Here is a 25,554-nt window from a genome sequence, read left to right as displayed (position 1 = left end):
CTGGCCTCCCTCAGGCCTTGGCGGCTTTGGTCACAAGTGCCGCGAAAGCGTCGTAATCCATTGCGCCGGGGTATTTCTTGCCATTGATGACGAATGTCGGCGTGGCGTCGATCTGATAGGTTGTTTCAGCTTCCTGCTGGCCGGCCAGGATCCATTTGGCCAGTGCCTCGTCGTTCCAGGCCTTGTCGTAGGTGGCCTGGTCCATCCCGGCGAGGGCGGCATATTTGAAGATCGAGGCGTGGTAATCCTCGCCTTCCTGGAAGGCCCAGTCATTCTGGCTGGCGAAAAGCGCCTCTATGAAGGGGTAATATTCGTTCTCGGGCAGATAACGCGCCACTTGGGCGGCTTTCAGCGCGACCTGATCCAGCGGAAAATCGTGATAGACGAGGCGCAGCTTGCCGGTTTTCACCAGATTGGCCTTCACCTTGGGCATCGTCACCGTGGCGAACTCGGCGCAATGGGTGCAGGTGAGGGAGAAGAATTCCATTACCGTGACCGGTGCCTGGGGGGAGCCTATGGCGCGCTCGGTCTCCGCGCTGGAGGGGGTGCCAGCCCAGGCGGCGGTTGGGAGCATGGCGGTGGCGCCTACCATGGATAGTAGGGAGCGGCGGGTAATCTGCATGTTTTCTCCTATATATAGTGTAGTCGGATTCTTGGCCGGGAGTCCAACCCGGCGTTGGAGTTATCCACGGGATTTTATGCCCTGATAGAGCCGCGCCAGGGCGGCGCCGAGCGGGCCGGGGGGCAGGTCGCGCGGCGGCTCGGCCAGACGCGCGGCGGGGCGCGCCGGCGGTGTGGCGGGAGGGCGTGGAACCTGCTGTTCGAAACGCAGGCGCTCCACCATGCCGTGGCCCAGGGCGAGATTGAGCCGGGCGATGATCTGCGGCGCGGCGAGTTGCAGTTCCATCGCCGTGGGGCCGGTGCAACCCAGGGTCAGGGTACCGCCGGCGAATCTGAGCGGCGCGGCGCGCGCGGCCAGATCCGGCCCGGCGAGCTGGGGCCAGTCCGCCAGGATCTGCGCGGCGGCGGGCGCGCGCCGACGGAAGGCGGGGCGGGTGATCGGCGCCAGAATCGACGAAATTCCGCGCGGGGCGAAATTGCGCGGGGCCGGCTGCTCGGGCACAATCGACGATCGTGGCGCGCGCTTCCTTTTCTTTTCCTCCGGCACGGAAACTCCTCAACTGGTATCACCGGCATCGCCGCCATCTGCCTTGGCGCTCGCCCCCGGGAGAAGCGGCGGACCCGTACCGGGTCTGGCTCTCCGAGATCATGCTGCAACAGACGGTGGTGGCCACCGTGAAGCCCTATTACGCCAAATTTCTGGCGGCGTACCCCACCGTGCAAGATCTGGCCAAGGCCAGCGTGGAGGAGGTATGCGCCCTCTGGGCCGGGCTTGGCTATTATGCGCGGGCCAGAAACCTGCACAAATGCGCGCTCGCGGTGAGCGCGCGCGGCGATTTTCCAAAACGTATCGAAGAGTTACGCGCCCTGCCCGGCGTGGGGCCCTATACCGCCAATGCGGTGGGGGCCATTGCCTTCGGGCTGCCGGTATTGCCGGTGGATGGCAATGTGGAGCGCGTGGCCGCCCGCCTGTTCGCCATCGAGGAGCCGCTGCCGGGGAGCAAGAAACGCATCGCCCAGGCGGCGGCGCGGCTGATGGAGGATCAGGCGGCCCAGGCGGCGCCGGGGGATTTCGCGCAGGCTTTGTTCGATCTGGGCGCGACCGTCTGCACGCCCAAATCCCCGGACTGCCTGGCTTGCCCCTGGCGCGGCCATTGCCGGGCGCGGGCGGAAGGGGTGGCCGAGTCACTGCCGGTGAAGGCGCGGAAGGCCGCGCGCCCGCGCCGCGAGGGCGTGGCCTATGTGCTGCTGGACGGCCAGGACAACGTGCTGTTGCTGCGCCGCCCGCCGCGTGGGCTGCTGGGCGGCATGCTGGTGCTGCCGGAGGAGCCGCCGGTTGCGGCGCGCTGGCGTGAAGCGGGGCGGGTGGAGCATGTGTTCACTCATTTTTCCCTCAGCCTGGCCGTGTGGGTGGCGCGGGTGGCCGTGCTGCCGGCGGGGGTGCTGAGCGCCCCGGCGCAAGACGCGCCCGTGCCCTCGGTGATGCGCAAGGCGCTTGACGCGGGATGCGGGGCGCTCAACCATGCGGGCAATGGAAAACGATCCGCATGACGGCCTGCTGGCCATAGATACCCATGTCGACATACCCTGGCCGGAAGGGCCTAGCCCCTTCGAGGACGGGCCGCGCTGCGTCGATTTGCCGAAGCTGAGGCGCGGGCGGGTCGCGGCGGTGTGCTTCGCGGCCTATATTCCGCAAGGCCGCCGGGACGATGCCGCGCATGCCGCCGCCTCCGCCCGGGCGGAGGCGATGCTGAAGGCGATTATCTCCATGGCCCCGGCGGACGGGTCCGGCGGCATGCTGGCCACCAGCGCGGCCGGGATCGAGGCGGCGTTTGCCGCCGGCAAGCCGGGGATCGTGCCGGCCATCGAGAATGGCTATGCGATTGGGCGCAGCCTGGATGTGCTGGACAGGTTCGCGGGGATGGGCGCGCGCTATATGACCTTGACCCATAATGGCCATAACGAGATCGCGGATGCGGCCATCGCCCTGCCGAATCTAGGCGATGAGGCGCAGGAATATGGTGGTCTCTCCGATTTTGGCCAGGCCGTGGTGGACAGGATGAACCAGCTTGGTGTGCTGGTGGATGTCTCCCACGCGTCCAAGACCAGCATGATGCAGGCGGCCGGCCGGTCGCGCGCGCCGGTGGTGGCCACCCATAGCTGCATGAAGGCGCTGTGCGACCATAAACGTAACCTGGATGACGAGCAGTTGGATATGCTGGCCGCCACCGGGGGGTTGGCGCAGGTGACCATCGTTTCCAATTTCCTGCGGCCCAGGGCGCGGGCGATGGATCTGACGGTGGAGGATATTGTCGATCACGTGGATTATGCGGTGAAGCGCATGGGGGTCGACCATGTCGGCATTGGCACGGATTTCGACGGAGGCGGCGGCGTGCGCGGCTACATGAACGCGGCGCAGACGCCGAACCTGACCGCCGCTCTGGCCCGGAGGGGCTATGGGCGCGAGGAGATCGCCAAAATCTGGGGCGGGAATTTTCTGCGCCTGATGAGAAAAGCCGAAGATGTCGCGCAGGAGCGCAAGGCGGCGGCGGATTAAGGGCGGCCGGCTTTTGGCGCGGGCGGAGGGGTCAGCCTGGCCATAGCCACGCGGCCCCCCTGACGCCCGACGAATCCCCGTGTTTCGCCTTCACGATGTTCGGCGCCACATGGTCGGAGAAGATGTAGGGGCGCATCAGCTCCGGCAGGACGGTATAGAGATGGTCCATGTTGGACAACCCGCCGCCGAGAACGATGCAGTCCGGATCGAGCAGATTGGTGATGGAGGCCAAAGCGCGCGCCATGCGCCCGGCATGGCGCTCCAGCGCGGCGCGGGCATTGGCCTCGCCCGCCGCGGCGCGCCGTGGCAGGGTGGAGGCGTCGTCATGGCCCGGCCCGTCGCACTCACGGGCGAGAGCGGGGCCGCAGAGATAGAGTTCCAGGCAGCCCGTCTGCCCGCACCAGCATGGGCGTGCCGGCAGATCCTCGGCGCGGGGCCAGGGCAGGGGGGTGTGGCCGAATTCTCCCGCCAGGCGGTGGCGGCCTTCCAGGATCCGCCCATTGACCACGATGCCCGCCCCCGTGCCGGTGCCGATGATCACGCCGAAGACCACGGCATGCCCGGCGGCGGCGCCGTCCGTGGCTTCGGAGAGGGCAAAGCAGTTCGCGTCGTTGGCCACGCGCACCTCGCGCTTCAGCAGGGCGGACAGGTCGCGGTCGAAGGCATGGCCGTTGAGGGCGTTGGAATTGGCGTTTTTCACCAGCCCGGTGGCCGGCGAGATGCAGCCGGGAATGCCCACGCCGACCGTGGCGCCCGGCCCGGTTTGCTGTTCGGCCTCATCCACCAGATCGGCGATGGCGCGCAGCGCCGCCTCGTACCCGGAGGGGGTGGGGCGGCGGCGGCGCAGCAGGGGCGCGCCATCTGCCCCCAGAACCATGATCTCCGTTTTCGTGCCGCCGAGATCGATGCCGATGCGATGTGCCATGGGCCCGGTTCTGGTCCGAAACGCTGTCTTGCTCAAGCCCGCGTGAAGGCGCATGATTCCGGGCATGGGTGAACGTCTGATCGATGCGCAATATCAAAAATCGCCGATCCCCGTGCTGAGGGCGGCGCGTGCCATGCGGCGCATGGCGCCGGGTGAGAAATTGCGGCTTTTGGCCACCGACCCGGAGGCCATGGCGGATATATGCGAGTTCTGCAAACAGTCGGGCCATGCCTTGATCGCGGCGAGCGAGAGCAAGGGCGTGTTCAGCTTCTCGCTGAAATGCGGGAAGGGGCCGGCATGAGCGTTGCCCTGTTCACCCATCCGGCGGCGCTGGGGCACGATACCGGGCATGACCATCCGGAATGCGCGGAGCGGTTGCGCTATGTGCTGCGAGCGCTGGAGGGGCAGGAATTCGCCCCCTTGCTGCGGGAGTTGGCGCCCGAGGCGAGCCCGGAGCAATTGAAGGCGGCGCATGATCCCGATTATGTGGAGGCCATCCTGGCCATGCCGAGGGACCGGGTGACCACCATAGATGGTGACACGGTATTCGGCCCCGGCACGCTGGAGGCGGCGCTGCGCGCGGCGGGTGCGGCGGGTGCCGCGGTGGATGCGGTGATGGAAGGCTGGGCGCAGGCGGCCTTCGTGGCCATGCGCCCGCCCGGGCACCATGCCGAGGCGGACCGCGCCATGGGGTTCTGCTTTTTCAACAATGCCGCCGTGGCGGCCCGGCAGGCCCAGCTGCGCTGGGGGCTGAAGCGGGTCGCGGTGGTGGATTTCGACGTGCATCATGGCAATGGCACGCAGCATATCTTCGCCCGCGACGCGGGGGTGATGTATGCCTCCTCTCATCAATCGCCCTGTTTTCCGGGGACCGGCTCGCAGGCGGAGACGGGGGTGGGCAATGTGGTGAATGTGCCGCTGCCGCCCGGCACCAATGGCGAGGTTTTCCGGGAGGCCTGGCATATGGCGGTCCTGCCGAGGCTTTTGGCCTTCGCGCCGGAAGTGCTGATCGTCTCCGCCGGGTTCGATGCCCATGCCGCCGACCCGATGGCGCAGATGCGGCTGCGCGAGGCGGATTTCGTCTGGCTGACGCGCGAGCTGCTGGCGGTGGCGGATGCGTGCTGCCAGGGGCGTGTCGTATCGTTGCTGGAGGGAGGCTACGATCTCAATGCCCTGGCGCAAAGCTGTGCGGCGCATGTGCGGGCGTTAATGCGGTTGTGATTCCCGCGTGGCGCGGGTACGGGAACAGTCATGACAGACAATTCCGATATTGCCGCCATGTCCTTCGAGGATGCGCTGGCGGCCCTTGAGGCCATCGTGCGCGGGCTGGAATCCGGCCAGCAGAAGCTGGAAGACGCGATTACCGCCTATGAGCGCGGCGCGGCGCTGAAGAAGCATTGCGAGGAGAAGCTGGCCCAGGCCGAGGCGCGGGTGCAGGCGATCGTGGCGCGGGCGGATGGCTCGCTGGCCCTGAAGGATGGAGAATGACATGGCGCTGGATGTTGTGAACAAGCCTGGTGCCCTGGCCGAGGCGATGGGCGAGGCCGCCCGCCTGGTGGAGGCGCAACTCGACGCGCTGTTGCCGGTGCCTGAAACCGCCGAAGCCAAGCTCATCGAGGCAATGCGCTATGCGGTGCTGAATGGCGGCAAGCGGCTGCGCGCTTTTTTGGTGATGGAAGTGGCGAAGCTGTTTTCCGTCAACCGTACCTGCGCGGCGCGCGTCGCCGCCTCGGTGGAGATGCTGCACGCCTATTCGCTGGTGCATGACGACCTGCCGGCGATGGACGATGACGATCTGCGCCGCGGCCAGCCGAGCTGCCACAAGAAATTCGACGAGGCCACCGCGATTCTGGCCGGGGACGCGTTGCAGACCCGTGCTTTCGAGGTGCTGGCCGAGGAGGACACCCATGCCGACCCGGAGGCGCGCGTCGAGCTGGTGCTGGCGCTGGCCATGGCCTCGGGCATGCGCGGCATGGTCGGTGGGCAGATGATCGACATGGAATCCGAGGGCAAGGATCTCACGGGTCCGGAAATCACCCGGTTGCAGGCGCTGAAGACCGGCAGGCTGATCCAGTATGCCGCCGAGGCGGGGGGCATTCTCGGCCGCGCGCCGGCCGCGCAACGCCACGCCATCGTGGCGTATGGGCGCGATCTGGGGGCGGCGTTCCAGATCTATGACGATGTGCTGGACGAAACCGCGACTCCCGAGGAGATGGGCAAGACCGCCGGCAAGGACGCCGCGGCGGGCAAGGCCACGATGGTGCGGATTTTGGGGCTGGAGCGCGCCCGCGCCCAGGCCGAGACGCTGGCCGCGCAGGCGGCGGGGCATCTGGACGGGTTTGGCGAGCGCGCCGTGCTGTTGCAGGCCCTGGCCCGTTTCACCGTGACCCGTAAAAGCTGACCCGTCGCGCCTGGGAAACAAGTCAGGCGCTGCGAGATTATTGGCCGCACTGCCCAAAAGCCCGATCGATGCGTGGATTAAAAAATGGGCAGGCGCGGTTCCGGCCCCGCCCGCGCCGGGGGGTTCTGACATGGCATTAATGTTGCTTACCGGACTGTCATAAAAGGGCTTGCCGTGAAAAGCGGGCCTTGTGGCTTTTGGAGCGGTTTGCATGGATTTGGTTGAAACCGGTAACGGGGTGCGCGCGGCGCGCGGCGGATTGTCGGCCCGTGAGGCGCCTTTTCACGATATTCCGGTGATCGATTTTGGCGCGATGCAGGGAGACGATCTGGCCGCCAAGGAAAAGGTGGCCAGGGCCTTGTACGAGGCGGCCACCAAGGTCGGGTTTTTCTACATCAAAAATCATGGCGTGCCGGAGGAGATCATCCAGGCGATGTTCGCCGCCGGGCCGGCGTTCTTCGCCTTGCCGCTCGACGAGAAGATGAAGGTTCACGTCAAGCTCTCCACCAATAATTCCGGCTATACGCCGCTTTTGGAGGAGAACGTGAACCCCAAGGCCAAGGGCGATCTGCACGAGGCTTACGACATCGCCGCCGAGCTGGACCCCAATGACCCGGACCTGGCCAGCGGCAAGGGGCTGTATGGGGTGAATATCTGGCCGGAGAACATGCCGGGTTTCCGCCGGGCGATGCTGGATTATCACCATGAGGTGCTGAAGCTGGGCCGGCGCATGTTCAAGGCCTTCGCCTTGGCGCTGGGGCAGGATGAGCATTTCTTCGACCCGATGATCACCAAGCCCACCTGCGCGCAGCGCATCATCTATTACCCCTCGCAGGATGGGGCGATTGACGAGGAGCAGATCGGCATCGGTCCGCATTCGGACTATGAATGCTTCACCATTCTGGCCCAGCATGAGGTGCCCGCCTTGCAGGTGCTGAACAATGCCGGGGAATGGATCGCGGCGCCGCCGATCCCAGGAACGTTCGTGGTCAATATCGGCGACCAGATGGCGCGCTGGAGCAATGACCTGTTCGCCTCCACCCTGCATCGGGTCATCAATCTCACCGGGCGGGCGCGCTATTCCGCGCCGTTTTTCCTGGGGACCAATTACGACACGCTGATCGATGTGCTGCCCGGTTGTGTGACGCCCGAGCGCCCGCGCAAATACGAGCCCGTGATCGCCGGAGATTATGTGCAGGGGCGTTTCGACGCCACCTATGGATACCGCCAGACTGAATCCTGAAACAACAAGGACCCATCATGAAATTCAAGACTCTCGCCGGTTTGGCCCTGACCGCGCTGATCGCCGCCGCCCCGGCCGCCCAGGCGCAGCTCAAGATCGAGAAACCGAAAATCGCCTTCGTCTTTCTGGGCACCGACACGGATGGCGGCTGGTCGCAGTCCCAGAACACCGCGCGGCTGGCGCTGGCCAAGGCGTATCATGAAAAAGTGCCCTATGTTGAGAACGTGCCCGAGCAGACCGAGAAGGTCGAGCAGGCGGTGGAGCTGTTCATCAATCACGGCGCCAATGTGATCATCGCCGGGTCTTACGGTTATTCGGATGCGATGCTGGCGGAGGCCAAGGCGCACCCGAAGGTCGCCTTCATCAACATGGCGGGTATTTCCTCGGCGCCCAACCTGGAAAGCCCATACCCCAAGACCTTCCAGGGCTGGTATCTGGCGGGCATGGCGGCGGGCTATGCCACCAAGAGCAAGCAGCTTGGCATGATGCTGGGCTTTCCCATTCCCGACGTGCTGTGGGACATCAACTCCTTCGCCCTGGGGGCGCAGGCGGCCAATCCGGGCACCATCGTGCATGTGGCCTTCGTGAATAGCTGGTCCGATCCGGTGAAGGAGGCGCAGATTTCCAAGGCGATGATCCAGCAGGGGGCCGATGTGATCGCCACCGACATGGACAGCCCCGCCGCGTTGGTGGTGGCCGAGAAGGCGGGCAAATATTCCATCGGCTATCAGGTGGACATGGCCAAGAGCGCGCCGAAGGGCATTCTCACCTCCGTGGTCTTCCATTGGGAGAAGGAGCTGGTGCCCGCCGTGGCGGCGATGAAGGCCGGCACCTGGAAGAGCCAGGGCACCCCGCTTTACGGCATCGATACCGGCGTGGTGGATATCGCCAAGCTACAGCATATCCCCGCCGATGACATCGCCAAGATCGAGGCGGTGCGCCAGAAGATGATCGATGGCACGTTCAATGTCTGGGCCGGGCCGATTTCCGATCAGGCCGGCAAGGTGGAAGTACCCGCCGGCTCCACCCCCACCGTCGACCAGCTTTGGAACATGAATTATCTCGTGTCCAACGTGAAAGGTTCGATGAAATAAGCAAGTTCGCGGTCCGGCTCGCGGGGGTCGGGAAAAGCTTCGGAACGCGCCCGGCCTTGCTGGGCGCGGATTTCTCGCTTGAATGGGGAGAGGTGCACGCGCTGCTGGGAGAGAACGGCGCGGGAAAATCCACGCTGATGAACGTGCTGGCCGGATTCTACACGGCCGATGCGGGGGTGCTGGAAGTGGATGGCGCCGCCGCGCGTTTTGAGACGCCCTCCGCCGCCGCGGATGCGGGAATCGGCATGGTGCACCAGCATTTCAAGCTGGTCGGGCCGCTTTCGGTGCTGGAAAATCTACGCCTGGCCTGCGCGCGCCGGGCCGGGTGGCGCGGCAAGGCCGAGGCGCTGCGGGCGATGGAAGCGCTGGGCCAGGAGCTTGGCTTCAGGCTCGACCCCGCCGCGCGCGTGGATGAAATGGCGGTGTCCGACCAGCAGAAGCTGGAGATCATGAAAGTGTTGCTGGCGGGCGCGCGGATTCTGATTCTGGACGAGCCGACGGCGGTGCTGACGGAGCAGGAGGCGCAGGCGGCGCTGGGGCTGGCCCGCAAGCTCGCCAAAAGTGGCCGGGCGGTGGTGTTGATTACCCACAAGCTGCGCGATGTGCTGGGATTTTCCGACAAGGTGACGGTGATGCGCGCCGGGCGCACGGTGATCGATGGCGCGCCGTCGGGGGGCATGGATGCTGTTTCGCTGTCCGAGGCGATGGTGGGCAGCGCGCCGGTGATGGAGGCGGCGCGGATGGCCGAGGGCCGGCGCCTGAAGCCGGACAGGCTGAAGGTGACGCAGCTTGCCGCCCCCGCCAGCGCTCATGGCGTGGCGCTGCGGGAGATTTCCGTTTCCGTGGCGGGGGGCGAGATTTTCGGCGTGGCCGGTATTGGCGGCAATGGCCAGGCGGAGCTGGTGGAGGCGCTGGTCGGTGTGCGCCCGCTCTCCGGCGGGGCGGTCTGGTTCGATGGCGCGGAGATGCCCGCCAGCCCGGAGGCGCGGCGCGAACGCGGGCTGCGCTATATCCCCGCCGACCGCATGGGCATGGGGCTGTTCGGGGCGTTGCCGCTGAATGTGAATATTGCCTTGCCCAGATTGCTGGGTGCCGCGCCCGAGCGGCAATGGCTGGTGACAAAAGGCTGGATGAATGGGCTGGCGCGCGAGGCGATCGCCCAGTTCGAGGTGGCGGGCGCGCATGTGGATCTGCCGGTGCGGCTGCTGTCGGGCGGAAATGCGCAGAAATTGATGCTGGCGCGGGAATTCACCGAGGGCATGGCCATTCTGATCGCGCATTCCCCCACGCGGGGGCTGGATATACGCGCGGTGCAGGCGGTGCAGGCACGCCTGCGCGCCGCCGCCGAGGCCGGTTGCGCGGTGCTGTTGATTTCTGAGGACCTTGACGAGATCATGCAACTTTCCGACCGTGTGGCGGTGATGAGCCATGGGCGCCTGAGCCCGCCCGAGCCGGTGGCGGCGGTGGACCGTGCCCGGATCGGCCGGTTGATGCTGGAGATGCATTGATGCCGCGCCTTGTTCTCTCACCGCGTTTGGCCGCCTCGCGCCGGTTCACGTTTTTCGTGCTGCTGGGCGGGGTTCTGGCTGGGCTGGTGGTGTCCGGCGGGTTTTTGCTCACCCAGGGCATGGGGCTTTCCGATCTCGCCAGCCAGTTCGTGGGCTATACGTTCGCCGACCCGGCGGGGCTGGACCAGACGCTGACGCGCGCCATCCCGCTGATCCTGGTGGGGCTCGCGGTCGCGGTCTGCCTGAAGGTGAAATTCTGGAATATCGGGGTGGAAGGGCAGCTCTGGGCGGGGGCGATGGCGGCCACCGCCGTGTCGCTCTACCATATCGGGCCGGAATCCATGCGGTTATGGGTGATGTGCGCGGCATCGCTGGCCGGCGGCGGGCTATGGTGCGGTGTGTGCGCGCTGGCGCGGTTGAAGCTGCGGGCGAACGAGGTGGTGACGACACTTCTGATGAATTACGTCGCTTATATGCTCGCCCAGCAGCTTCTCTATGGGGCTTGGCGCAACCCGGAGGATTCCTTTCCGGTTTCCAAGACTTTCGCGCCGGGCGAGACGCTGGCGCTGATCGGTTTTGGGCATGTGCATGCGGGCATTTTCTTTTCCCTCGGCGCGGCTTTGTTCTGCTGGTGGCTCTGCGGTTTCGCCCGGGTGGGCTATATGGCCAAGGCCGTGGCGGCCAACCCGCTGGCGGCGCGGGCGGTGGGTGTGCCGGCGGGCATGGTGGTGGTGCTGATGGCGAGTCTGGGCGGCGCGCTCGCCGGGCTGGCGGGGTTCACCATCGTGTGCGGGGTGGAGCATAAGCTTACCCAGTTCGTCGGCGATGATTTCATCTTTCCCTCCATCGTCATCGCCTATCTGGCGCGTTCCAACCCGCTGGGGGTGGTGGTGGCGGCGCTGGGCATCGCCGCGCTGTACACGGCCGGGGATTCGCTGAAGGCCTTCTACCAATTGCCGGGAGCGACGGTGCTGACCATCGAGGCGATTTTGCTGCTATGCGTCTGCTGTGCTGAGTTTTTCCTGCGCTACAGGCTGGATTGGGTGAAAAGCGTGAAGGTGGCGCCATGAGCGTACTGCTCGTCGGCTGGATCGGCAGCATCCCCACTTTCGCGGCGCCGTTCCTGCTGGCCACGATCGGGTTGATCATCAATGAGCGCGCGGGGGTGATGAATCTCGGCGCGGAAGGGATCATGGCGATGTCGGCTGTGACCGCCGTGCTGATCGAGCTGGCGGGGCATGGGGCGGCGCTGGCCTTGCTGGGCGGCATCGGCGCTGGGTTGGCGCTGACGGTTGTATTTGGTGTCATGGCGGTGTTCCTGCGGGTGGACCAGGTGCTGGCCGGGCTGGTGGCCTTTGCGCTGGGCATCGGCGTGTCGGGGTTTCTGGGCGATGGCTCGGAGAACCAGACCGTGAATGGCATCTCACCGCCGCCGCTGCATGATTTCGCGTTTCTGCCGAAAATGCTGGCGGGGATTCTGGACCAGGACTGGCTGACCTGGTTTGCCTTCATCGCCGCCGCCCTGGTGTGGTTCGTGATCGAGCGGACGGATCTGGGCCTGCGTTTGCGCGCGGTGGGCGAGGATGCCCCGGCGGCGGACGCGGCGGGGGTGAACGTGGCGCTCTACCGTTTTGGCGCGGTGCTGGCGGGGGGTGTGTTCTGCGCCATCGCGGGGGCCCATCTCAGCCTCGTGGGGGCGCATATCTGGGTGGATGGCATGGTGGCCGGGCGCGGTTGGATCGCGGTGGCGATGGTGACGCTGGCGCGCTGGAACGCGTTGCGCGCCATCATCGCGGCCTTGCTGTTTGGCGCCATCCAGGCGCTGGTGCCGCAGCTTCTGTCCTCGGGCATGAATGTGCCGGTCTATTTCATCGAGATGTCGCCTTATCTCGCCACCTTGGCCTATCTGCTCATCGCCGGGTTTTTCGCCAGGGGGGCGGATGCGCAACCGGCCGATCTCGGGCGGCCTTATCTGCGCGAGGAGCGGCGCTGAAGTTCGGCGTTGACAGGGCCGGTGCCCGCGTGAACAGTCCAAGGTCTGGATTTGAAGGAGAGAGGGGCCGATGAGCGTGCGGTTCCTGCTGGATGGCGAGGTGATCGCGCTGGATGAGGTGGATCCCACCGGCACGGTCCTGGAGATGCTGCGCACCCGCCTGCGCCGCACCGGCACCAAGGAAGGCTGCGCGGAGGGCGATTGCGGGGCCTGCACCGTGCTGCTGGGCACGCTCACGGGCGATGAAATCGCCTGGCGGGCGGTGAATAGCTGCATTCTGTTTCTGCCGATGCTGGACGGCAAGGCATTGCTGACCGTGGAAAGCCTGGGCGGCGACCATCCCGTGCAGCGGGAGCTGGTGGCGCGCCATGGCTCGCAATGCGGTTTCTGCACGCCGGGGATCGTGATGTCGCTCTATGGCCGGGCGATCGGCGCGCTGGGGGCGGAGCAGAGCGTGGCGGAGATGCTGTCTGGCAATCTGTGCCGCTGCACGGGCTATGGGCCGATTCTGGCGGCGGGCGAAGCGGTGGGCCGCACGCCGCGCGAGGATGCGCCGCTGGTGGCGGCATTGAAAGCGTTGCGCGAACCGGCTGGGGCGTTTGCATTCCAGGATAGGCTGGCCGGGCGTGAGCGCCTTGCCTTCATGCCGCGCGATGCGGATGAATTGGCGGCGCTTTACGAGCGCCACCCGCGGGCGCGGCTGGTGGCCGGCGCCACGGATGTCGGGCTGTGGGTGACCAAGCGGCAGCGTGTGCTGGATGAGCTGATCTTCATCGGCGATCTTGAGGATTTGCGGTCGATCGAGGACAGGCCGGAGGGGGTGCGGCTGGGGGCGTGTGTGCGCTATGCCGAGGCGCAAGGCGTGCTGGCGCGGCTGCACCCGGCCCTGGGCGCGCTGGTGCGGCGCATTGGCGGAGCGCAGGTGCGCAATGCGGGCACCATCGGCGGCAACATCGCCAATGGCTCGCCGATCGGCGATATGCCGCCCGCCTTGATCGCGCTGGGCGCGGAGCTGGTCTTGCGCAAGGGCGATATGCGCCGGCGCATGGCGCTGGAGAGTTTCTTCATCGCGTATGGCCAACAGGATCGCCAGCCGGGTGAGTTCGTGGAAAGTCTTTTCATTCCCCGGCCTGTCGAAGGGGAGATTGTCAGCATCTCCAAACTTTCAAAACGCTTCGACAGCGATATCGCCGCCGTGTGCGGTGCCATCAAACTGCGTGTGCAGGCGGGCCGCATGACCGATGCGCGCATTGCCTTTGGCGGCATGGCGGCCACGCCCAAGCGCGCGGCGGCGGTGGAGACGTTTTTGACGGGCGCGCCCTTCAACGAGGAAACGCTGGATGAGGCGGCGAGGATGCTGGCCGCGGATTTCGCGCCGCTGAGCGATGTGCGCGGCGGTGCCGCCTATCGCCTGGCCGTGGCGGGCAATTTGTTGCGCCGCCTATGGGCCGAGCGGCAGGGCGACGTGACGAGCGTGCTGGAGCTGGCGCGTGGCTGACCGCGAGACCACGGGCCTCGACGCGGTCTCGCGTCCGCTGCCGCATGATTCCGCGCGGGCGCATGTGGCGGGGCGCGCGCTATATACCGACGACATGCCCGAGGCGGCGGGCATGTTGCATGGGGCGTTCGGATTGTCCGAGATGGCGCATGCGAAGATCCTGAATCTCGACCTTGCCGCCGTGCGCGCGGCGCAAGGCGTGGTGGCGGTGTTCTCCGCGGCTGATATTCCCGGTGAGAACGATGTCAGCCCTTTCGCGGGCGATGACAGGCTTTTTGCCGGGGATGAGGTGATTTATCACGGCCAGGCGGTCTTTCTGGTGGTGGCAACGAGTTTGCAGGCCGCGCGCCGCGCCGCGAAGCTGGGCAGGATTGAATATGAAAAATTGCCGCCCTTGCTTTCCATCGAGGCGGCGCTGGCGGCGCAATCCGTGATCGAACCAGCGCAGATCATGGGCCGGGGCGATGTGGCGGCGGCGCTGGCGGCCGCGTCCCGCCGGGTGAAGGGCACGCTGGAGATTGGCGGGCAGGATCATTTTTATCTGGAAGGGCAGATCGCCATCGCCACGCCGCAGGAGGAGGGGCGGATGCATGTGCTCTCCTCCACCCAACATCCCAGCGAGGTGCAGCACAGCGTCGCGCGGGTGCTGGGGCTTGCCGATGCGTGGGTGACGCTGGAGGTGCGCCGCATGGGCGGCGGGTTTGGCGGCAAGGAGACGCAACCGGCCTTGTTCGCCGCCGCGGCCGCCTTGGCGGCGGCGCGCACCGGGCGGCAGGTGAAGATCCGCGCCGACCGCGACGATGACATGGTGATGACCGGCAAGCGCCATGAATTCTCCACCGTTTACGAGGCGGGATTCGACGAAAGCGGAAACATCCAGGCGATGTCGATCAAATTGGCCTCGCGCTGCGGCTGCACGGCGGATCTGTCCTACTCGATCAATGACCGCGCGATGTTTCACGCCGATAATTGCTATTTCTATCCGGCGGTGAAAATTGAGTCCCACCGCGCGAAAACCAATACCGTCTCCGCCACGGCGTTCCGTGGTTTTGGCGGGCCGCAAGGGATGATCGTGGCCGAGCGCGCCATGGATCATATCGCCCATGAGCTGGGGCTGGATCCGCTGCTGGTGCGCCAGCGCAATCTTTACGGCCCGGGGCGGGATGTGACGCCCTATGCGATGCGGGTGACGGATAATGTGGCGCCGGAGATCATCGCCGAGCTTGTGGACAGCAGCGATTACGAAGCCCGCCGCGCCGAGGTGGCGGCATGGAATGAAACACACCGGATCGTCAAGAAAGGCATCGCCCTCACCCCGGTGAAATTCGGCATCAGTTTCACCACCACCCATCTCAACCAGGGCGGAGCGCTGGTGAACATCTATGCCGATGGCTCCATCCTGCTGAACCATGGTGGCACGGAGATGGGGCAGGGGCTGATGATCAAGGTCGCGCAGGTGGTGGCGGATGTGTTCGCCGTGCCGGTCGAGATGGTTGGCATTTCCTCAACCCGCACCGACAAGGTTCCCAATACCAGCGCCACGGCGGCGTCATCCGGATCGGATCTCAACGGCATGGCGGCGTTCGATGCGGCGGAGACGATCAGGCGGCGCCTGGCGGGTGTCGCGGCCAGGCATTTCGGTGTGGCGGAAACGGATGTGCGGTTCACCCAGGCGGGTGTGCGGGCGGGGGCGAACTGGATTGCCTTTCCGGATCTTTGCCGCCTGGCTTATCTGAACCGCGTATCGCTCTCCGCCACCGGGTTTTACGCCACGCCGGAGATTCATTACGACCGCAAGACGCATGCCGGCCGGCCGTTCTATTATTTCGCCTATGGCGCGGCGGTGGCGGAAGTGGCGGTGGATACGCTCACCGGCGAGCATAAGGTGCTGGCGGTGGATATTCTGCACGATGTCGGCAAATCGCTGAACCCGGCCATCGATCTGGGGCAGGTGGAGGGCGGGTTCATCCAGGGCATGGGCTGGCTCACCACCGAGGAGCTGGTGTTCGACGGGCAGGGCCGGCTGCTCACCCATGCGCCCTCGACCTACAAGATCCCCACGGCCTCCGACCGCCCGGCGCGGATGGAGATCAATCTCTGGGCGCGGGGGCGCAATGCGGAGCCGACCATTCATCGCTCGAAGGCCGTGGGGGAGCCGCCTTTCATGCTGGCCAACGCGGTGTTCTGCGCGCTGACCCAGGCCGTGTCCGCCGCCGTGCCGGAGGCGGGATTTCCGCGGCTCGACGCGCCGGCCACGCCGGAGCGGATCTTGGCGGCCATTGCCGGGCTGAGGGTGGGGCATGGCTGAGTGGCTGCGTGTGGCGCAAGGGCTGCTGGCGCGCGGTCCCGTGGCGCTGGTGAGCGTGCTGGCGACGGAAGGCTCCGCCCCGCGCGCGGCGGGCACGAAAATGCTGGTCACGCCGGCGGGCGCGCATGGCACCATCGGCGGCGGCAATCTGGAATTCACCGCCATTGCCCAGGCCCGCGCGGCATTGGCCCGCGCCCCGGGCAGTTGGGCGGTGCAGGATTATCCGCTGGGTCCGCTGCTGGGCCAATGCTGTGGCGGCCGGGTCCGGTTGCTGATCGAGCATCTGGACCCCGCGCAATGCGGGTTTCTGGAGGAGCCGGCCGGGGAAACGCTGATTTTGGAATTGGCGGAAGGAAGCGTGCGCCGCTCTTACGGCAAGAGGCTGCCGGGCAGCGTGCTGCCCGCGCGCGGAGAGAAGCCGGGAGTGGGGGGCAGGATCGTCGAGCCAATCGAGGCACCCAGCCGCAAGGTGCTGCTGTTTGGGGCCGGGCATGTGGGGCAGGCCATTGCCCGGGTCTGCGCGGGGCTGCCGCTTTCGCTTGGCTGGTTCGATATGCGCGAGGAGACCAGCGCCACGCCTGGGGCCATGCGGGCCACGTCGGAGACGATGGAAAGCTGCGCGGCGCGCGCCACGCCCGGGACGGCGGTGGTGATCCTCACCCATGATCATGGGCTGGATTATCGTTTGGCCGCCGCCGCCTTGCGCGGGCGGGCGGAGTTTGTCGGCATGATCGGCTCCGCCACCAAGCGGGCGCGGTTTCTTTCACGCTTGCGGGCCGATGGCGTCGATCCGTCGCGCCTGACCTGTCCCATTGGCCTGCCGGGGATTTCCGGCAAGCAGCCCGAGGTGATCGCCATTGCCGTGGTCGCGCAACTCTTGACCTTGCCGAAGGATGAGTATGAGCAGATCTGACGATGAAACCCTGCTACGCAGGAGCTTCGCGGTCGCGCGGCGCGCGCGGGCGGGCGGGTGCCATCCGTTCGGCGCCGTGCTGGCGGGGCCGGATGGGACGGTGCTGATGGAGCAAGGCAATGGCTTTCTGCCGGACCATGACATGACCGGCCATGCGGAACGGATCCTCGCCGGGCGCGCCAGCATCGAATATGGCGGTAAATTCCTGGCGGATTGCACGCTTTATTCCAGCGCCGAGCCATGCGCCATGTGCGCGGGGGCCATTTACTGGTCCGGCATCGGGCGGGTCGTGTACGGGATGAGCGAGCATGAGCTGAAATCCGTCACCGGAAACCATGAGGAGAATCCGACGTTGGATATGCCCTGCCGCGCGGTGTTCGCCGCCGGGCAGCGCGAGGTGGCGGTCGTGGGGCCGCTGCTGGTGGAGGAAGCCCGCGCCCTGCACGAGGGAGCCTGGATTTGAGCAAGGAGATTGCCGCCCGGCCCCATGGGTTTCCGCTGGATGAAGGGCATGCGGCGCTGGTGATCATCGACATGCAGCGGGATTTTTTGGAGCCGGGCGGGTTTGGCGCCGCGCTGGGAAACGATGTTTCGCATCTGCGCGCCGCCATTGCCCCCATCGCCGCGGTGCTGGGGGCGGCGCGGGCGCGGCATATGCTGGTGGTGCATACGCGGGAGGGGCACAGGCCGGATCTTTCGGACTTGCACAGGACGAAATATGAGCGCGGCGGGGCCGGCGCGCGCATCGGCGATCGAGGACCGATGGGTCGTATTCTGGTGCGCGGCGAGGCGGGGCACGGAATCATCCCCGAGCTTGCCCCCGTCATGGGTGAGCCGGTGATCGACAAGCCCGGCAAGGGCGCGTTTTATGCAACCGATCTTGAAACCATTTTGCACAAGCGCGGCATCACCCAACTGATTCTCGCGGGCGTGACGACGGAGGTTTGCGTGCATACCACGATGCGCGAGGCCAATGACCGGGGCTTTGAATGTTTGCTGCTGGAGGATGGCACGGCGTCTTATTTTCCGGCGTTTCACAAGGCGGCGCTGGACATGGCCTGCGCCCAGGGTGGTATTTTCGGCTGGGTGGCGCCAAGCGCGGCCGTGGTCGAGGCGCTGGGCGGGTAGGCTAAGCGCTTTCACGGCCGGTTTTTTCCCCCGGCGGTGCATGTCAATTCTGTTGCAGGAGGCGCATGCTCTGGGTACGCATTGTGCCGGGCCGCCGGTCTGAACATCGTTTGGGAGCAGGGCATGGAGTTCGAACCGGAGAAGATTGTTCCTGATTCGCCGCCCCTTCTCTCGCTAAGAGGCATCGTCAAGCAATTTCCTGGCTGTCTGGCCAACGATCATGTGGATTTGACCATCGGCAAAGGTGAAATCCATGCCCTGCTGGGGGAGAATGGCGCGGGCAAGAGCACATTGGTGAAGATCATCTATGGTGTGATGAAGCCCGACGCGGGCCATATTCTATGGAATGGCCGGCCGGTGAGCATCGCCAGCCCGGCGCAGGCGCGCGCGCTGGGTATTGGCATGGTGTTTCAGCATTTTTCGTTGTTCGAGGCCTTGAGCGTGGCGGAGAATATCGCGCTCGGCCTCAACGATCCCAAGGACCGGGAGAATCTGGATAGCCGCATTGCCGAAATTTCCGCCCGTTACGGTCTGCCCCTGGACCCGCGCAAGGCGGTGCACGACCTTTCGGTGGGGGAGCGCCAGCGTATCGAGGTGGTGCGCTGCCTGTTGCAGAACCCGAAGCTGCTCATCATGGACGAGCCGACCAGCGTGCTCACCCCGCAGGAGGTGCGCAAGCTGTTCGACACGCTGCGGCGCCTGCGCGGCGAGGGCTGCTCCATTCTCTATATCAGCCATAAGCTGGAGGAGATCCGCGGCCTGTGCGAGCGCGCCACGATCATGCGGCTGGGCAAGGTGGTGGCGCATTGCGACCCGAGGGAGAAAACCGCGCGCGAACTGGCGGAGCTGATGATCAGCGCCAAGCTCAAGCAGCGGGATTATTCCCAGAAAGCCGGGCCGGGCGGGGCGGACCGGCTGGTGGTGAAGCGGCTGACCATCCGCTCCAACCGGCAGTTCGGCACGGATTTGAAGGATATTTCCTTCACCGTGAGGGGTGGGGAGATTTTTGGCATCGCGGGGATCGCGGGCAATGGCCAGGGCGAGCTGATGGATGCGCTCTCCGGCGAGATCCCCGCCGGCAGCCCGGAGATTATTCTGCTGGACGGCGTGGCGGTGGGGCTGGAGCGCCCGCGCGCGCGCCGGCGAAGAGGCGGGTGCTTCCTGCCGGAGGAACGCAACGGCCATGGCGCCGTGGGGGCGATGACCTTGGCGGAGAACGGCTTTCTCTCCGCCCATGTGCGCGGCGCGCTGGAACGGTTCGGGCTGATCAATGGCAGGCGCACGCGCGATTTCGCGTCCCGGGTGATTGCCTCCTTCGATGTGCGCACCACGGGCCCGCTGGCGGAGGCGCGTTCGCTTTCCGGCGGCAATCTACAGAAATTCCTGGTCGGGCGGGAAGTGTTGCAGCAGCCGGGCGTGCTGGTGATCTCCCAGCCGACCTGGGGGGTGGATGCCGGAGCGGCCGCGGCGATTTACGAGGCGCTGGTGCAACTGGCCGCGGCGGGCACGGCGATTGTGCTGATCTCCCAGGATCTGGACGAGATTTTGCTGCTGTGCGACCGCATCGCCGTGATCGCGGCGGGGAGGCTGTCTGAGCCGATGAATGTGAAGGACGCGACCATCGAGACGATCGGCCTGCTGATGGGGGGAACCCAGGCGGGCATGCAGGAGCGGGTGCATGATCTACCGGCTTGAGCCACGGGGCGAACGCTCCTTGTTCTGGTCTTATGGCTCGCCGGTGCTGGCCATCAGCCTCACCATCGTCACGATGATGGCGATTTTCGCGCTGCTCGGCAAACCGCCCGTGCGGGGGATTGAAACATTCCTGATCGCCCCGGTCAGCAATCTGTCCGGCCTGTCCGCCCTGCTGGTGCGCGCGGCGCCCTTGATCATGATCGGCGCCGGGCTGGCGCTCTGCTATCGCGCCAATATCTGGAATATCGGCGGGGACGGGCAGTTCACCATGGGGGCGCTGGCCGGGGCCGGCGTGGCGCTGGCGCTGCCGAATGGCGCCTTCTGGTGGGAATATCCGCTGGTGCTGGCGCTGGGCGTGCTGGGCGGCATGGGCTGGGCCGGGATCGTCGCGTTTCTGAAGCTGAAATTCAACGCCAATGAAATCCTGACCTCGCTGATGCTGGTCTATATCGCCAATCTGATTCTGGTCTGGCTGGTCACCGGCCCGTGGCGGGACCCGCAAGGATTCGGGTTTCCGCAATCGGCCATGTTTGGGGCGGGGGCGACGACGCCGGATTTCGGCGCCACCTCGATCCATCTCGGCTGTCTGCTCGCTCCCCTGCTGGCCCTGGCGCTCTGGCAGATATTGGCGCGCTCGGTGCTGGGGTTCCAGTTGCGGGTGGTTGGGCAGGCGCCGCGCGCCGCGCGTTTCGCGGGGTTTTCCAATGCCCGGCTGACCTGGATCGCGCTGCTGGTCTCGGGCGGGCTTTCCGGCTTGGCGGGGATCATCGAGGTCACGGGGCCGATCGGCCAGCTCACCACCACCATCACCCCTGGCTATGGGTTCTCGGCGGTGATTGTCGCCTTTCTGGGGCGGCTGCATCCGGTGGGGGTGATCTTCGCCGGGCTGCTGCTGGCCTTGTCTTATCTCGGTGGCGACGCGGCGCAGATCAATCTCAACATGCCCAACGCCATCACCGGCATCTTCCAGGGGGTGCTTCTGTTTTATCTGCTGGGCGCGGACGTGTTGATTCTGCACCGTTTTCGCCGTATCCGTCCGCCCGCGCCGGAGGCCGCATGACCCTCGCTTATGCGTCTAACCTCGCTGTTTCCGTCGTGGCGGCTTCCACGCCGCTGCTCATCGCCGCGTCCGGGGAACTGGTGGCGGAAAAATCCGGCGTGCTGAATCTGGGGGTGGAAGGCATGATGCTGGTGGGGGCCATCGCCGGGTTCGCCACCGCGCATCATACGGGCAGTGCCGGGTTGGGGCTGGCGGCGGCCGCTCTGGCGGGGATGTTGATCGCGATGATCTTCGCGGTGCTGACCCTGACCTTTCTGGCCAACCAGGTCGCCACCGGGCTGGCGCTGACCATTTTCGGCAAGGGATTCGCGGCCTTGCTGGGGGCGGGGTATGTCGGCGTCTCGGCGCCGGTGCTCAAGCCCATCGCGTTGCCGCTGCTCTCGCGCATTCCATTTCTCGGGCCTGTGTTGTTCGATCAGAACATTTTGATCTATTTCTCTTTTGCCATGCTCGCCTTGATCGCCTGGTTTCTGAACAAGACCCATGCCGGGCTGATTTTACGCGCGGTGGGGGATAATCATGACGCCGCGCACGCGATGGGGTACCCGGTGCTGCGCATCCGCTATGCCGCCGTGGCCTTCGGCGGGGCGATGGCGGGCATTGGCGGGGCTTATCTTTCGCTGTTCTATTCGCCGCTCTGGTCGCAAGACCTCACCGCCGGGCGCGGCTGGATCGCGCTGGCGCTGGTGGTGTTCGCGGCTTGGCGGCCTTTCTGGCTGCTGGTGGGGGCGTATCTGTTCGGCGGCATCACGTTTCTCTCGCTTTATATCCAGGGGGCGGGTGTGCCGGTGCCCTCGCCGCTGGTCTCGCTGCTGCCTTATGTCGGCACGGTGGCGGTGCTGGTGCTCATCTCGCGCGATGCGCGGCGCATCCGCCTCAACCAGCCCGCCTGTTTGGGCAGATATTTCCACGCCGCCGCCTGAATGTCTTTGAAGTTGGAAGGAGCAACAGGATGTCTTCACTGAAACGCCGTGGCTTTACGGCCATGCTGGGCGCCTCGGCGCTGACCGCGCCGGGGATCATGCGCGCCGCGCGGGCCGATGCGCCGTTGAAGGTCGGTTTCGTCTATGTCGGCCCGGTGGGGGATTTTGGCTGGACCTATCAGCATGACGTGGCGCGCAAGCAGGCGCAGGCGGCCCTGGGCTCGGCGATCGAGACATCCTATGTCGAAAACGTGCCGGAATCCCCGGAATGCCAGTCTGTTTTCCAGAGCCTCGCCGCGTCCGGCCATAAGCTGATTTTCGGCACCTCCTTCGGCTACATGAACTATATGGTGAAGGTGGCCGCCAAGAACCCGCATGTGATGTTCGAGCATTGCACCGGCTATAAGCGCGCCAAGAACCTCGCCACCTACGACATACGTTATTACCAGGGGCGCTATGTGCAGGGCGTGATCGCCGGGCATATGTCGAAGACCGGCAAGATCGGTTATGTCGCCTCCGTGCCGATTCCAGAGGTGGTGCGCGGCATGAACGCGGTGATGCTCGGCATGCAAAGCGTCAACCCCAAGGCGCGGCTGAAATTCATCATGATCGATAGCTGGTACGACCCCGGCAAGGAAGGCGACGCGGCCAAGGCGCTGATCGATCAGGGGTGCGATGTGCTGACCCAGCATACGGACAGCCCAGCGCCGTTGCAGGTGGCCGCCAGCCGCCATATTCCCGCGTTCGGCGAGGCGACGGACATGATCAAGTTCGCGCCGCACACGCAGCTCACCGCCGATGTGAATGAGTGGGGCGGCTATTACATCAAGCGCATCAAGGAGGCGCTGGCCGGCACCTGGACCAGCACGGATACCTGGGGTGGCTTCTCGGATGGCATGCTGGCCATGGCGCCGTTCCGCAACATGCCCGATGCCGTGGCCGCCACGGCCCAGCAGACGGTGGCGGAGATTTCCTCGGGTCAGAATAAGGTCTTCACGGGGCCGCTGACGGATCAGAGCGGCAAGGTGTTTGTGCCCGCCGGCCAGACCATGGACGATACCGCGCTGACCGGCATGCAGACCCTGGTGGCCGGAATCGACGGCAAGCTCTCCTGATGGAGACGGACGCGCAGGCCGCCTATCTGGCGGCCGCCGCGAAATTGCTCGGGCTACCCATCCCGCCCGAGCAGCAGGAGGCCGTGCGGGCCGCCTTCGCGGTTTTGTGCCAGCAGGCCGAGCTGGTGACCTCCTTCGCGCCGCCGCCCGGGACCGAGGCGGCGCCACGCTATCGTCCCTGAGGGTTCATGGAATTTTACCGGCTGAGCGCCATTGAGATCGCCGCGCGGGTGCGCGCGGGCAAACTCTCCGCCTCGCAGATTCTGGCCGCTCATATTGAGCGGATCGAGGCGCTGGACAATATCTTCAATTGCTTCACGGCCCGCACCTTCGAGCGTGCCCGCGCCGAGGCCGCCTTGGTGGATGCCAAGGTGCAGGCGGGGCAGGAGCCCGGCCCGCTGGCGGGCGTGCCCTTCGCGGTGAAGAACCTGTTCGACATCGAAGGGCTGGCGACCGTCGCGGGTTCGAAAATCCGCCGCGCCGCGCCGCCCGCCAAGATGGATGCGCCGCATATCGTCCGGTTGAACGAGGCCGGGGCGGTGCTGCTGGGTGCCTTGAACATGGACGAGTTCGCTTATGGCTTCGTCACCGAGAACGCGCATGACGGGCCGGTACGCAACCCGCACGATCCAGCGCGGATTTGCGGCGGATCCTCGGGCGGCTCCGTCGGCGCGCTGGCGGCCGGGTTCTGTGCGCTCAGCCTGGGCTCGGACACCAACGGTTCCATCCGCCTGCCCGCGGGGCTTGCCGGCGTGTATGGGCTGAAGCCGACCTATGGGCGGGTCACGCGGGAGGGAACGTTTCCCTTCGTGGATAGTTTCGACCATATCGGCCCATTCGCGCGGTCCGTCGCCGATCTGGCCCTGGCCTATGACGTGTTGCAGGACGAGGACCGGGCAAGCCCCGCGCTGGGGCAGGAGATCGACCCAACCCGCGTGGCGATGCTGGATGGCTGGTTCCGGCACGGCGCCAGCGCCGAGATGCTGGAGGCGGTGAGGAGCGTGGCGGAAGGGCTGGGTGGAACCGCCAGCGCGACCTTGCCCGAAGCCGAGCGTGCCCGCGCGGCGGCCTTTTGCATCACCGCGTTCGAGGGGGGGCAACTGCACAAGCCGGATCTGATCGCCCGGCCATGGGATTACGACCATGCCACCGTGCCGCGCCTCATCGCCGGGGCGTTGCAGCCGGCTGAGGTGGTGTATCAGGCCCAGCGCTTGCGTGCCTGGTTCCGGGCGCGGGCTCTGGAGCTTTTGGAGCGCTATGATCTGTTGCTGGCCCCGGCCACGCCGATCACCGCGCCGCTCATCGGCCAGCCGAGCTTCGATCTGGCCGGGGAGGAGGTGCCGCTGCGCGCCAATATCGGGCTCTATACCCAGCCGATCAGCTTCATCGGCCTGCCGGTGGTGTGCGTGCCGGTGGCCTCGGCGGGGCTGCCGCGCGGTGTGCAGATAATCGCCGCGCCGGGGCGCGAGGCGCTGGCCCTGGCGGCGGCCGCCCGGCTGGAGGAGAAGGGGGTGCTCGCCGCCAAGGTGGTGCCGTGAGCATGAACGACGCCACCGCGCGGGCGGAGCTGGAAGCCTTGTTTGCCGCCTATGAGCGCGCTTTGATGGAAAACGATCTCGACGCGTTGCATGGGTTTTTCTGGCCATCGCCTCAGGCGCTGCGTTTTGGCGATGGCGGTGCCTCTTATGGCATAGACGAGATCGCCGCCTTTCGCCGCGGCCGGGCCGGCGGCTCGCCCCGGCGGGTGCTGAAGGACACGCGCATCGTGACCTTCGGGCCGGATCATGGGGTGGCGACGACCGAATTCATCCGCGAGGGAGAGGCGCGCACCGGGCGGCAGACGCAGGTCTGGGTACGGTTTCCGGTGCTTGGCTGGCGCATCGTCAGCGCGCATGTGTCCCTTGTCGCCACGCCAGCCGGAGCCTGAATGCCGCAAGCTTTGTCCGATGAACGGATCGCCGAGACGCGAGAGCGGATTGTCCGCGTGGCGGAGCGTCAGGCCGTGGCGCGTGGCTTCGGGAATGTCTCCATGCATTCAATCGCGCGGGAGCTGGGCTGGTCCGCCACCGCGCTCTATCGCTATTTCGCCAATAAGGAGGCGATTTTGGCGGCGGCGCGCACGGTGGCCCTGGATAAGCTGTCCGCCACGCTGGAGGCGGCCATCGCCGGGCCGGGCGATGGCTGGGAGATTTCGCGCAATGTGGGGGACGCTTATGTGGCGTTTGCGTTCGAGAACCCGGATGCCTACCGGCTGATTTTCTCCCTCAACCAGCCGGACCCGGCCGATTATCCGGAGTTCGCCGGCGCGCTGGCGCGGGCCCAGGGCAATATGACGCGCTATGTCGCGCGCATGATTGCCGAAGGCGGGCTGGACACCGACCCGAATATTCTGGGGCATCTGTTCTGGGCCGGGCTGCATGGGCTGATCACCTTGCAAATGACCGGCAAGATCGGCGAGGGGACGCCGGATTTCGACACGCTGCGGCGGGAGATGATGCGCGGCCTGGAGCGCGGTTTCAGGCGGACATAGGGTTTGTGTCAGCGGCTTGTTCGAGGCCCGTAAGACTTCAAT

Annotated in this window: 27 protein-coding genes; 24 read left to right on the top strand and 3 right to left on the bottom strand. The window is 66.1% G+C overall.

What is annotated here, in order from left to right:
* Nucleotides 1–10 precede the first annotated feature (10 nt).
* Both AB7D48_RS00695 and AB7D48_RS00690 read right to left on the bottom strand, forming a co-directional pair.
* The gene (locus AB7D48_RS00695; RefSeq protein ID WP_427975224.1) at nt 11–622 is read right to left on the bottom strand and encodes a DsbA family protein; all 612 of its coding nucleotides are present in this window, start codon (nt 620–622) and stop codon (nt 11–13) included.
* A 60-nt stretch (nt 623–682) separates the two neighbouring features.
* A complete protein-coding gene (locus tag AB7D48_RS00690; RefSeq protein WP_427975222.1) occupies nt 683–1,123 on the bottom strand; it encodes a DUF721 domain-containing protein in 441 nt (146 codons plus the stop codon).
* A gap of 11 nt (nt 1,124–1,134) precedes the next feature.
* Here AB7D48_RS00690 and mutY point away from each other — a divergent pair, with 11 nt between their 5' ends.
* Both mutY and AB7D48_RS00680 read left to right on the top strand, forming a co-directional pair.
* A complete protein-coding gene (gene mutY, locus AB7D48_RS00685) occupies nt 1,135–2,172 on the top strand; it encodes an A/G-specific adenine glycosylase (RefSeq protein ID WP_427975220.1) in 1,038 nt (345 codons plus the stop codon).
* Nucleotides 2,153–3,178, top strand: a complete 1,026-nt coding sequence (locus AB7D48_RS00680) for a dipeptidase (RefSeq protein WP_427975218.1) — start codon at nt 2,153–2,155, stop codon at nt 3,176–3,178. The genes mutY and AB7D48_RS00680 overlap by 20 nt, the downstream gene beginning before the upstream one ends.
* Before the next feature lie 31 nt (nt 3,179–3,209).
* On the opposite strand, the gene AB7D48_RS00675 is transcribed toward AB7D48_RS00680, so the two are convergent.
* A complete protein-coding gene (locus AB7D48_RS00675) occupies nt 3,210–4,103 on the bottom strand; it encodes an ROK family protein (RefSeq protein WP_427975217.1) in 894 nt (297 codons plus the stop codon).
* Nucleotides 4,104–4,167: 64 nt separating this feature from the next.
* On the opposite strand from AB7D48_RS00675, the gene AB7D48_RS00670 reads away from it, so the two are divergent.
* The 22 genes from AB7D48_RS00670 to AB7D48_RS00565 all read left to right on the top strand — a co-directional run bounded on the left by AB7D48_RS00670 (nt 4,168) and on the right by AB7D48_RS00565 (nt 25,512).
* Nucleotides 4,168–4,404: a sulfurtransferase TusA family protein gene (locus AB7D48_RS00670; protein WP_427975214.1), complete on the top strand. Its 237-nt coding sequence runs from the start codon at nt 4,168–4,170 to the stop codon at nt 4,402–4,404.
* Complete coding sequence (locus AB7D48_RS00665; protein WP_427975212.1) at nt 4,401–5,324, top strand: histone deacetylase family protein; 924 nt, start codon at nt 4,401–4,403, stop codon at nt 5,322–5,324. Before AB7D48_RS00670 ends, AB7D48_RS00665 begins: the two co-directional genes overlap by 4 nt.
* A gap of 30 nt (nt 5,325–5,354) precedes the next feature.
* Entirely contained in the window at nt 5,355–5,591 is a 237-nt protein-coding gene (locus tag AB7D48_RS00660) for an exodeoxyribonuclease VII small subunit (protein ID WP_427975209.1), read from the top strand.
* A gap of 1 nt (nt 5,592) precedes the next feature.
* Nucleotides 5,593–6,504, top strand: coding sequence for a polyprenyl synthetase family protein (locus AB7D48_RS00655; RefSeq protein ID WP_427975207.1), 912 nt, complete (start codon nt 5,593–5,595; stop codon nt 6,502–6,504).
* A 211-nt stretch (nt 6,505–6,715) separates the two neighbouring features.
* A complete protein-coding gene (locus tag AB7D48_RS00650; protein ID WP_427975204.1) occupies nt 6,716–7,747 on the top strand; it encodes an isopenicillin N synthase family dioxygenase in 1,032 nt (343 codons plus the stop codon).
* 17 nt (nt 7,748–7,764) lie between these two features.
* Nucleotides 7,765–8,841, top strand: coding sequence for a BMP family ABC transporter substrate-binding protein (locus AB7D48_RS00645; protein WP_427975202.1), 1,077 nt, complete (start codon nt 7,765–7,767; stop codon nt 8,839–8,841).
* Nucleotides 8,842–8,897: 56 nt separating this feature from the next.
* Nucleotides 8,898–10,349: an ABC transporter ATP-binding protein gene (locus tag AB7D48_RS00640; protein ID WP_427975200.1), complete on the top strand. Its 1,452-nt coding sequence runs from the start codon at nt 8,898–8,900 to the stop codon at nt 10,347–10,349.
* Nucleotides 10,349–11,419 carry an ABC transporter permease gene (locus AB7D48_RS00635; RefSeq protein WP_427975198.1) on the top strand — a complete coding sequence of 357 codons (1,071 nt, stop codon included), beginning with the start codon at nt 10,349–10,351 and terminating at the stop codon, nt 11,417–11,419. Before AB7D48_RS00640 ends, AB7D48_RS00635 begins: the two co-directional genes overlap by 1 nt.
* A complete protein-coding gene (locus AB7D48_RS00630) occupies nt 11,416–12,342 on the top strand; it encodes an ABC transporter permease (RefSeq protein WP_427975196.1) in 927 nt (308 codons plus the stop codon). The genes AB7D48_RS00635 and AB7D48_RS00630 overlap by 4 nt, the downstream gene beginning before the upstream one ends.
* 70 nt (nt 12,343–12,412) lie before the next feature.
* Nucleotides 12,413–13,840, top strand: coding sequence for a xanthine dehydrogenase small subunit (gene xdhA, locus AB7D48_RS00625; RefSeq protein ID WP_427975193.1), 1,428 nt, complete (start codon nt 12,413–12,415; stop codon nt 13,838–13,840).
* A complete protein-coding gene (gene xdhB, locus AB7D48_RS00620) occupies nt 13,833–16,148 on the top strand; it encodes a xanthine dehydrogenase molybdopterin binding subunit (RefSeq protein WP_427975190.1) in 2,316 nt (771 codons plus the stop codon). Before xdhA ends, xdhB begins: the two co-directional genes overlap by 8 nt.
* A complete protein-coding gene (gene xdhC, locus AB7D48_RS00615) occupies nt 16,141–17,061 on the top strand; it encodes a xanthine dehydrogenase accessory protein XdhC (protein ID WP_427975187.1) in 921 nt (306 codons plus the stop codon). The genes xdhB and xdhC overlap by 8 nt, the downstream gene beginning before the upstream one ends.
* Entirely contained in the window at nt 17,048–17,524 is a 477-nt protein-coding gene (locus AB7D48_RS00610; protein ID WP_427975184.1) for a nucleoside deaminase, read from the top strand. The genes xdhC and AB7D48_RS00610 overlap by 14 nt, the downstream gene beginning before the upstream one ends.
* Nucleotides 17,521–18,189 carry a cysteine hydrolase family protein gene (locus tag AB7D48_RS00605; RefSeq protein WP_427975182.1) on the top strand — a complete coding sequence of 223 codons (669 nt, stop codon included), beginning with the start codon at nt 17,521–17,523 and terminating at the stop codon, nt 18,187–18,189. Before AB7D48_RS00610 ends, AB7D48_RS00605 begins: the two co-directional genes overlap by 4 nt.
* A 123-nt stretch (nt 18,190–18,312) precedes the next feature.
* Nucleotides 18,313–19,884, top strand: coding sequence for an ABC transporter ATP-binding protein (locus tag AB7D48_RS00600; protein ID WP_427975180.1), 1,572 nt, complete (start codon nt 18,313–18,315; stop codon nt 19,882–19,884).
* Nucleotides 19,868–20,944 (top strand): ABC transporter permease, encoded by a 1,077-nt coding sequence (locus AB7D48_RS00595; RefSeq protein ID WP_427975178.1) that lies wholly within the window; start codon nt 19,868–19,870, stop codon nt 20,942–20,944. Before AB7D48_RS00600 ends, AB7D48_RS00595 begins: the two co-directional genes overlap by 17 nt.
* A complete protein-coding gene (locus AB7D48_RS00590; protein WP_427975175.1) occupies nt 20,941–21,867 on the top strand; it encodes an ABC transporter permease in 927 nt (308 codons plus the stop codon). Before AB7D48_RS00595 ends, AB7D48_RS00590 begins: the two co-directional genes overlap by 4 nt.
* A 29-nt stretch (nt 21,868–21,896) precedes the next feature.
* Nucleotides 21,897–22,982, top strand: coding sequence for a BMP family ABC transporter substrate-binding protein (locus tag AB7D48_RS00585; protein ID WP_427975173.1), 1,086 nt, complete (start codon nt 21,897–21,899; stop codon nt 22,980–22,982).
* The gene (locus AB7D48_RS00580) at nt 22,982–23,164 is read left to right on the top strand and encodes an AtzG-like protein (protein ID WP_427975170.1); all 183 of its coding nucleotides are present in this window, start codon (nt 22,982–22,984) and stop codon (nt 23,162–23,164) included. Before AB7D48_RS00585 ends, AB7D48_RS00580 begins: the two co-directional genes overlap by 1 nt.
* Before the next feature lie 6 nt (nt 23,165–23,170).
* The gene (locus AB7D48_RS00575) at nt 23,171–24,520 is read left to right on the top strand and encodes an AtzE family amidohydrolase (RefSeq protein WP_427975168.1); all 1,350 of its coding nucleotides are present in this window, start codon (nt 23,171–23,173) and stop codon (nt 24,518–24,520) included.
* 2 nt (nt 24,521–24,522) lie between these two features.
* Nucleotides 24,523–24,909 carry an oxalurate catabolism protein HpxZ gene (gene hpxZ / locus AB7D48_RS00570; RefSeq protein ID WP_427975165.1) on the top strand — a complete coding sequence of 129 codons (387 nt, stop codon included), beginning with the start codon at nt 24,523–24,525 and terminating at the stop codon, nt 24,907–24,909.
* On the top strand, nt 24,910–25,512 hold the full coding sequence (locus AB7D48_RS00565; RefSeq protein WP_427975162.1) for a TetR/AcrR family transcriptional regulator: 603 nt from the start codon (nt 24,910–24,912) through the stop codon (nt 25,510–25,512). It begins immediately after the preceding gene.
* The last annotated feature ends 42 nt before the right edge of the window (nt 25,513–25,554 follow it).

Source organism: Acidocella sp., assembly GCF_050253495.1.
Taxonomy (GTDB): domain Bacteria; phylum Pseudomonadota; class Alphaproteobacteria; order Acetobacterales; family Acetobacteraceae; genus Acidocella.
This window is presented reverse-complemented; position numbering and strand designations above follow the sequence as displayed.

Coding starts and splice junctions, on each gene's coding strand:
- AB7D48_RS00695 (WP_427975224.1), bottom strand. CDS start 622: ATGCAGATTACCCGCCGCTCCCTACTATCCATGGTAGGCGCCACCGCC.
- AB7D48_RS00680 (WP_427975218.1), top strand. CDS start 2,153: ATGGAAAACGATCCGCATGACGGCCTGCTGGCCATAGATACCCATGTC.
- AB7D48_RS00675 (WP_427975217.1), bottom strand. CDS start 4,103: ATGGCACATCGCATCGGCATCGATCTCGGCGGCACGAAAACGGAGATC.
- AB7D48_RS00670 (WP_427975214.1), top strand. CDS start 4,168: ATGGGTGAACGTCTGATCGATGCGCAATATCAAAAATCGCCGATCCCC.
- AB7D48_RS00665 (WP_427975212.1), top strand. CDS start 4,401: ATGAGCGTTGCCCTGTTCACCCATCCGGCGGCGCTGGGGCACGATACC.
- AB7D48_RS00660 (WP_427975209.1), top strand. CDS start 5,355: ATGACAGACAATTCCGATATTGCCGCCATGTCCTTCGAGGATGCGCTG.
- AB7D48_RS00655 (WP_427975207.1), top strand. CDS start 5,593: ATGGCGCTGGATGTTGTGAACAAGCCTGGTGCCCTGGCCGAGGCGATG.
- AB7D48_RS00650 (WP_427975204.1), top strand. CDS start 6,716: ATGGATTTGGTTGAAACCGGTAACGGGGTGCGCGCGGCGCGCGGCGGA.
- AB7D48_RS00645 (WP_427975202.1), top strand. CDS start 7,765: ATGAAATTCAAGACTCTCGCCGGTTTGGCCCTGACCGCGCTGATCGCC.
- AB7D48_RS00635 (WP_427975198.1), top strand. CDS start 10,349: ATGCCGCGCCTTGTTCTCTCACCGCGTTTGGCCGCCTCGCGCCGGTTC.
- AB7D48_RS00630 (WP_427975196.1), top strand. CDS start 11,416: ATGAGCGTACTGCTCGTCGGCTGGATCGGCAGCATCCCCACTTTCGCG.
- xdhA (WP_427975193.1), top strand. CDS start 12,413: ATGAGCGTGCGGTTCCTGCTGGATGGCGAGGTGATCGCGCTGGATGAG.
- xdhC (WP_427975187.1), top strand. CDS start 16,141: ATGGCTGAGTGGCTGCGTGTGGCGCAAGGGCTGCTGGCGCGCGGTCCC.
- AB7D48_RS00610 (WP_427975184.1), top strand. CDS start 17,048: ATGAGCAGATCTGACGATGAAACCCTGCTACGCAGGAGCTTCGCGGTC.
- AB7D48_RS00600 (WP_427975180.1), top strand. CDS start 18,313: ATGGAGTTCGAACCGGAGAAGATTGTTCCTGATTCGCCGCCCCTTCTC.
- AB7D48_RS00595 (WP_427975178.1), top strand. CDS start 19,868: ATGATCTACCGGCTTGAGCCACGGGGCGAACGCTCCTTGTTCTGGTCT.
- AB7D48_RS00590 (WP_427975175.1), top strand. CDS start 20,941: ATGACCCTCGCTTATGCGTCTAACCTCGCTGTTTCCGTCGTGGCGGCT.
- AB7D48_RS00585 (WP_427975173.1), top strand. CDS start 21,897: ATGTCTTCACTGAAACGCCGTGGCTTTACGGCCATGCTGGGCGCCTCG.
- AB7D48_RS00580 (WP_427975170.1), top strand. CDS start 22,982: ATGGAGACGGACGCGCAGGCCGCCTATCTGGCGGCCGCCGCGAAATTG.
- AB7D48_RS00575 (WP_427975168.1), top strand. CDS start 23,171: ATGGAATTTTACCGGCTGAGCGCCATTGAGATCGCCGCGCGGGTGCGC.
- hpxZ (WP_427975165.1), top strand. CDS start 24,523: ATGAACGACGCCACCGCGCGGGCGGAGCTGGAAGCCTTGTTTGCCGCC.
- AB7D48_RS00565 (WP_427975162.1), top strand. CDS start 24,910: ATGCCGCAAGCTTTGTCCGATGAACGGATCGCCGAGACGCGAGAGCGG.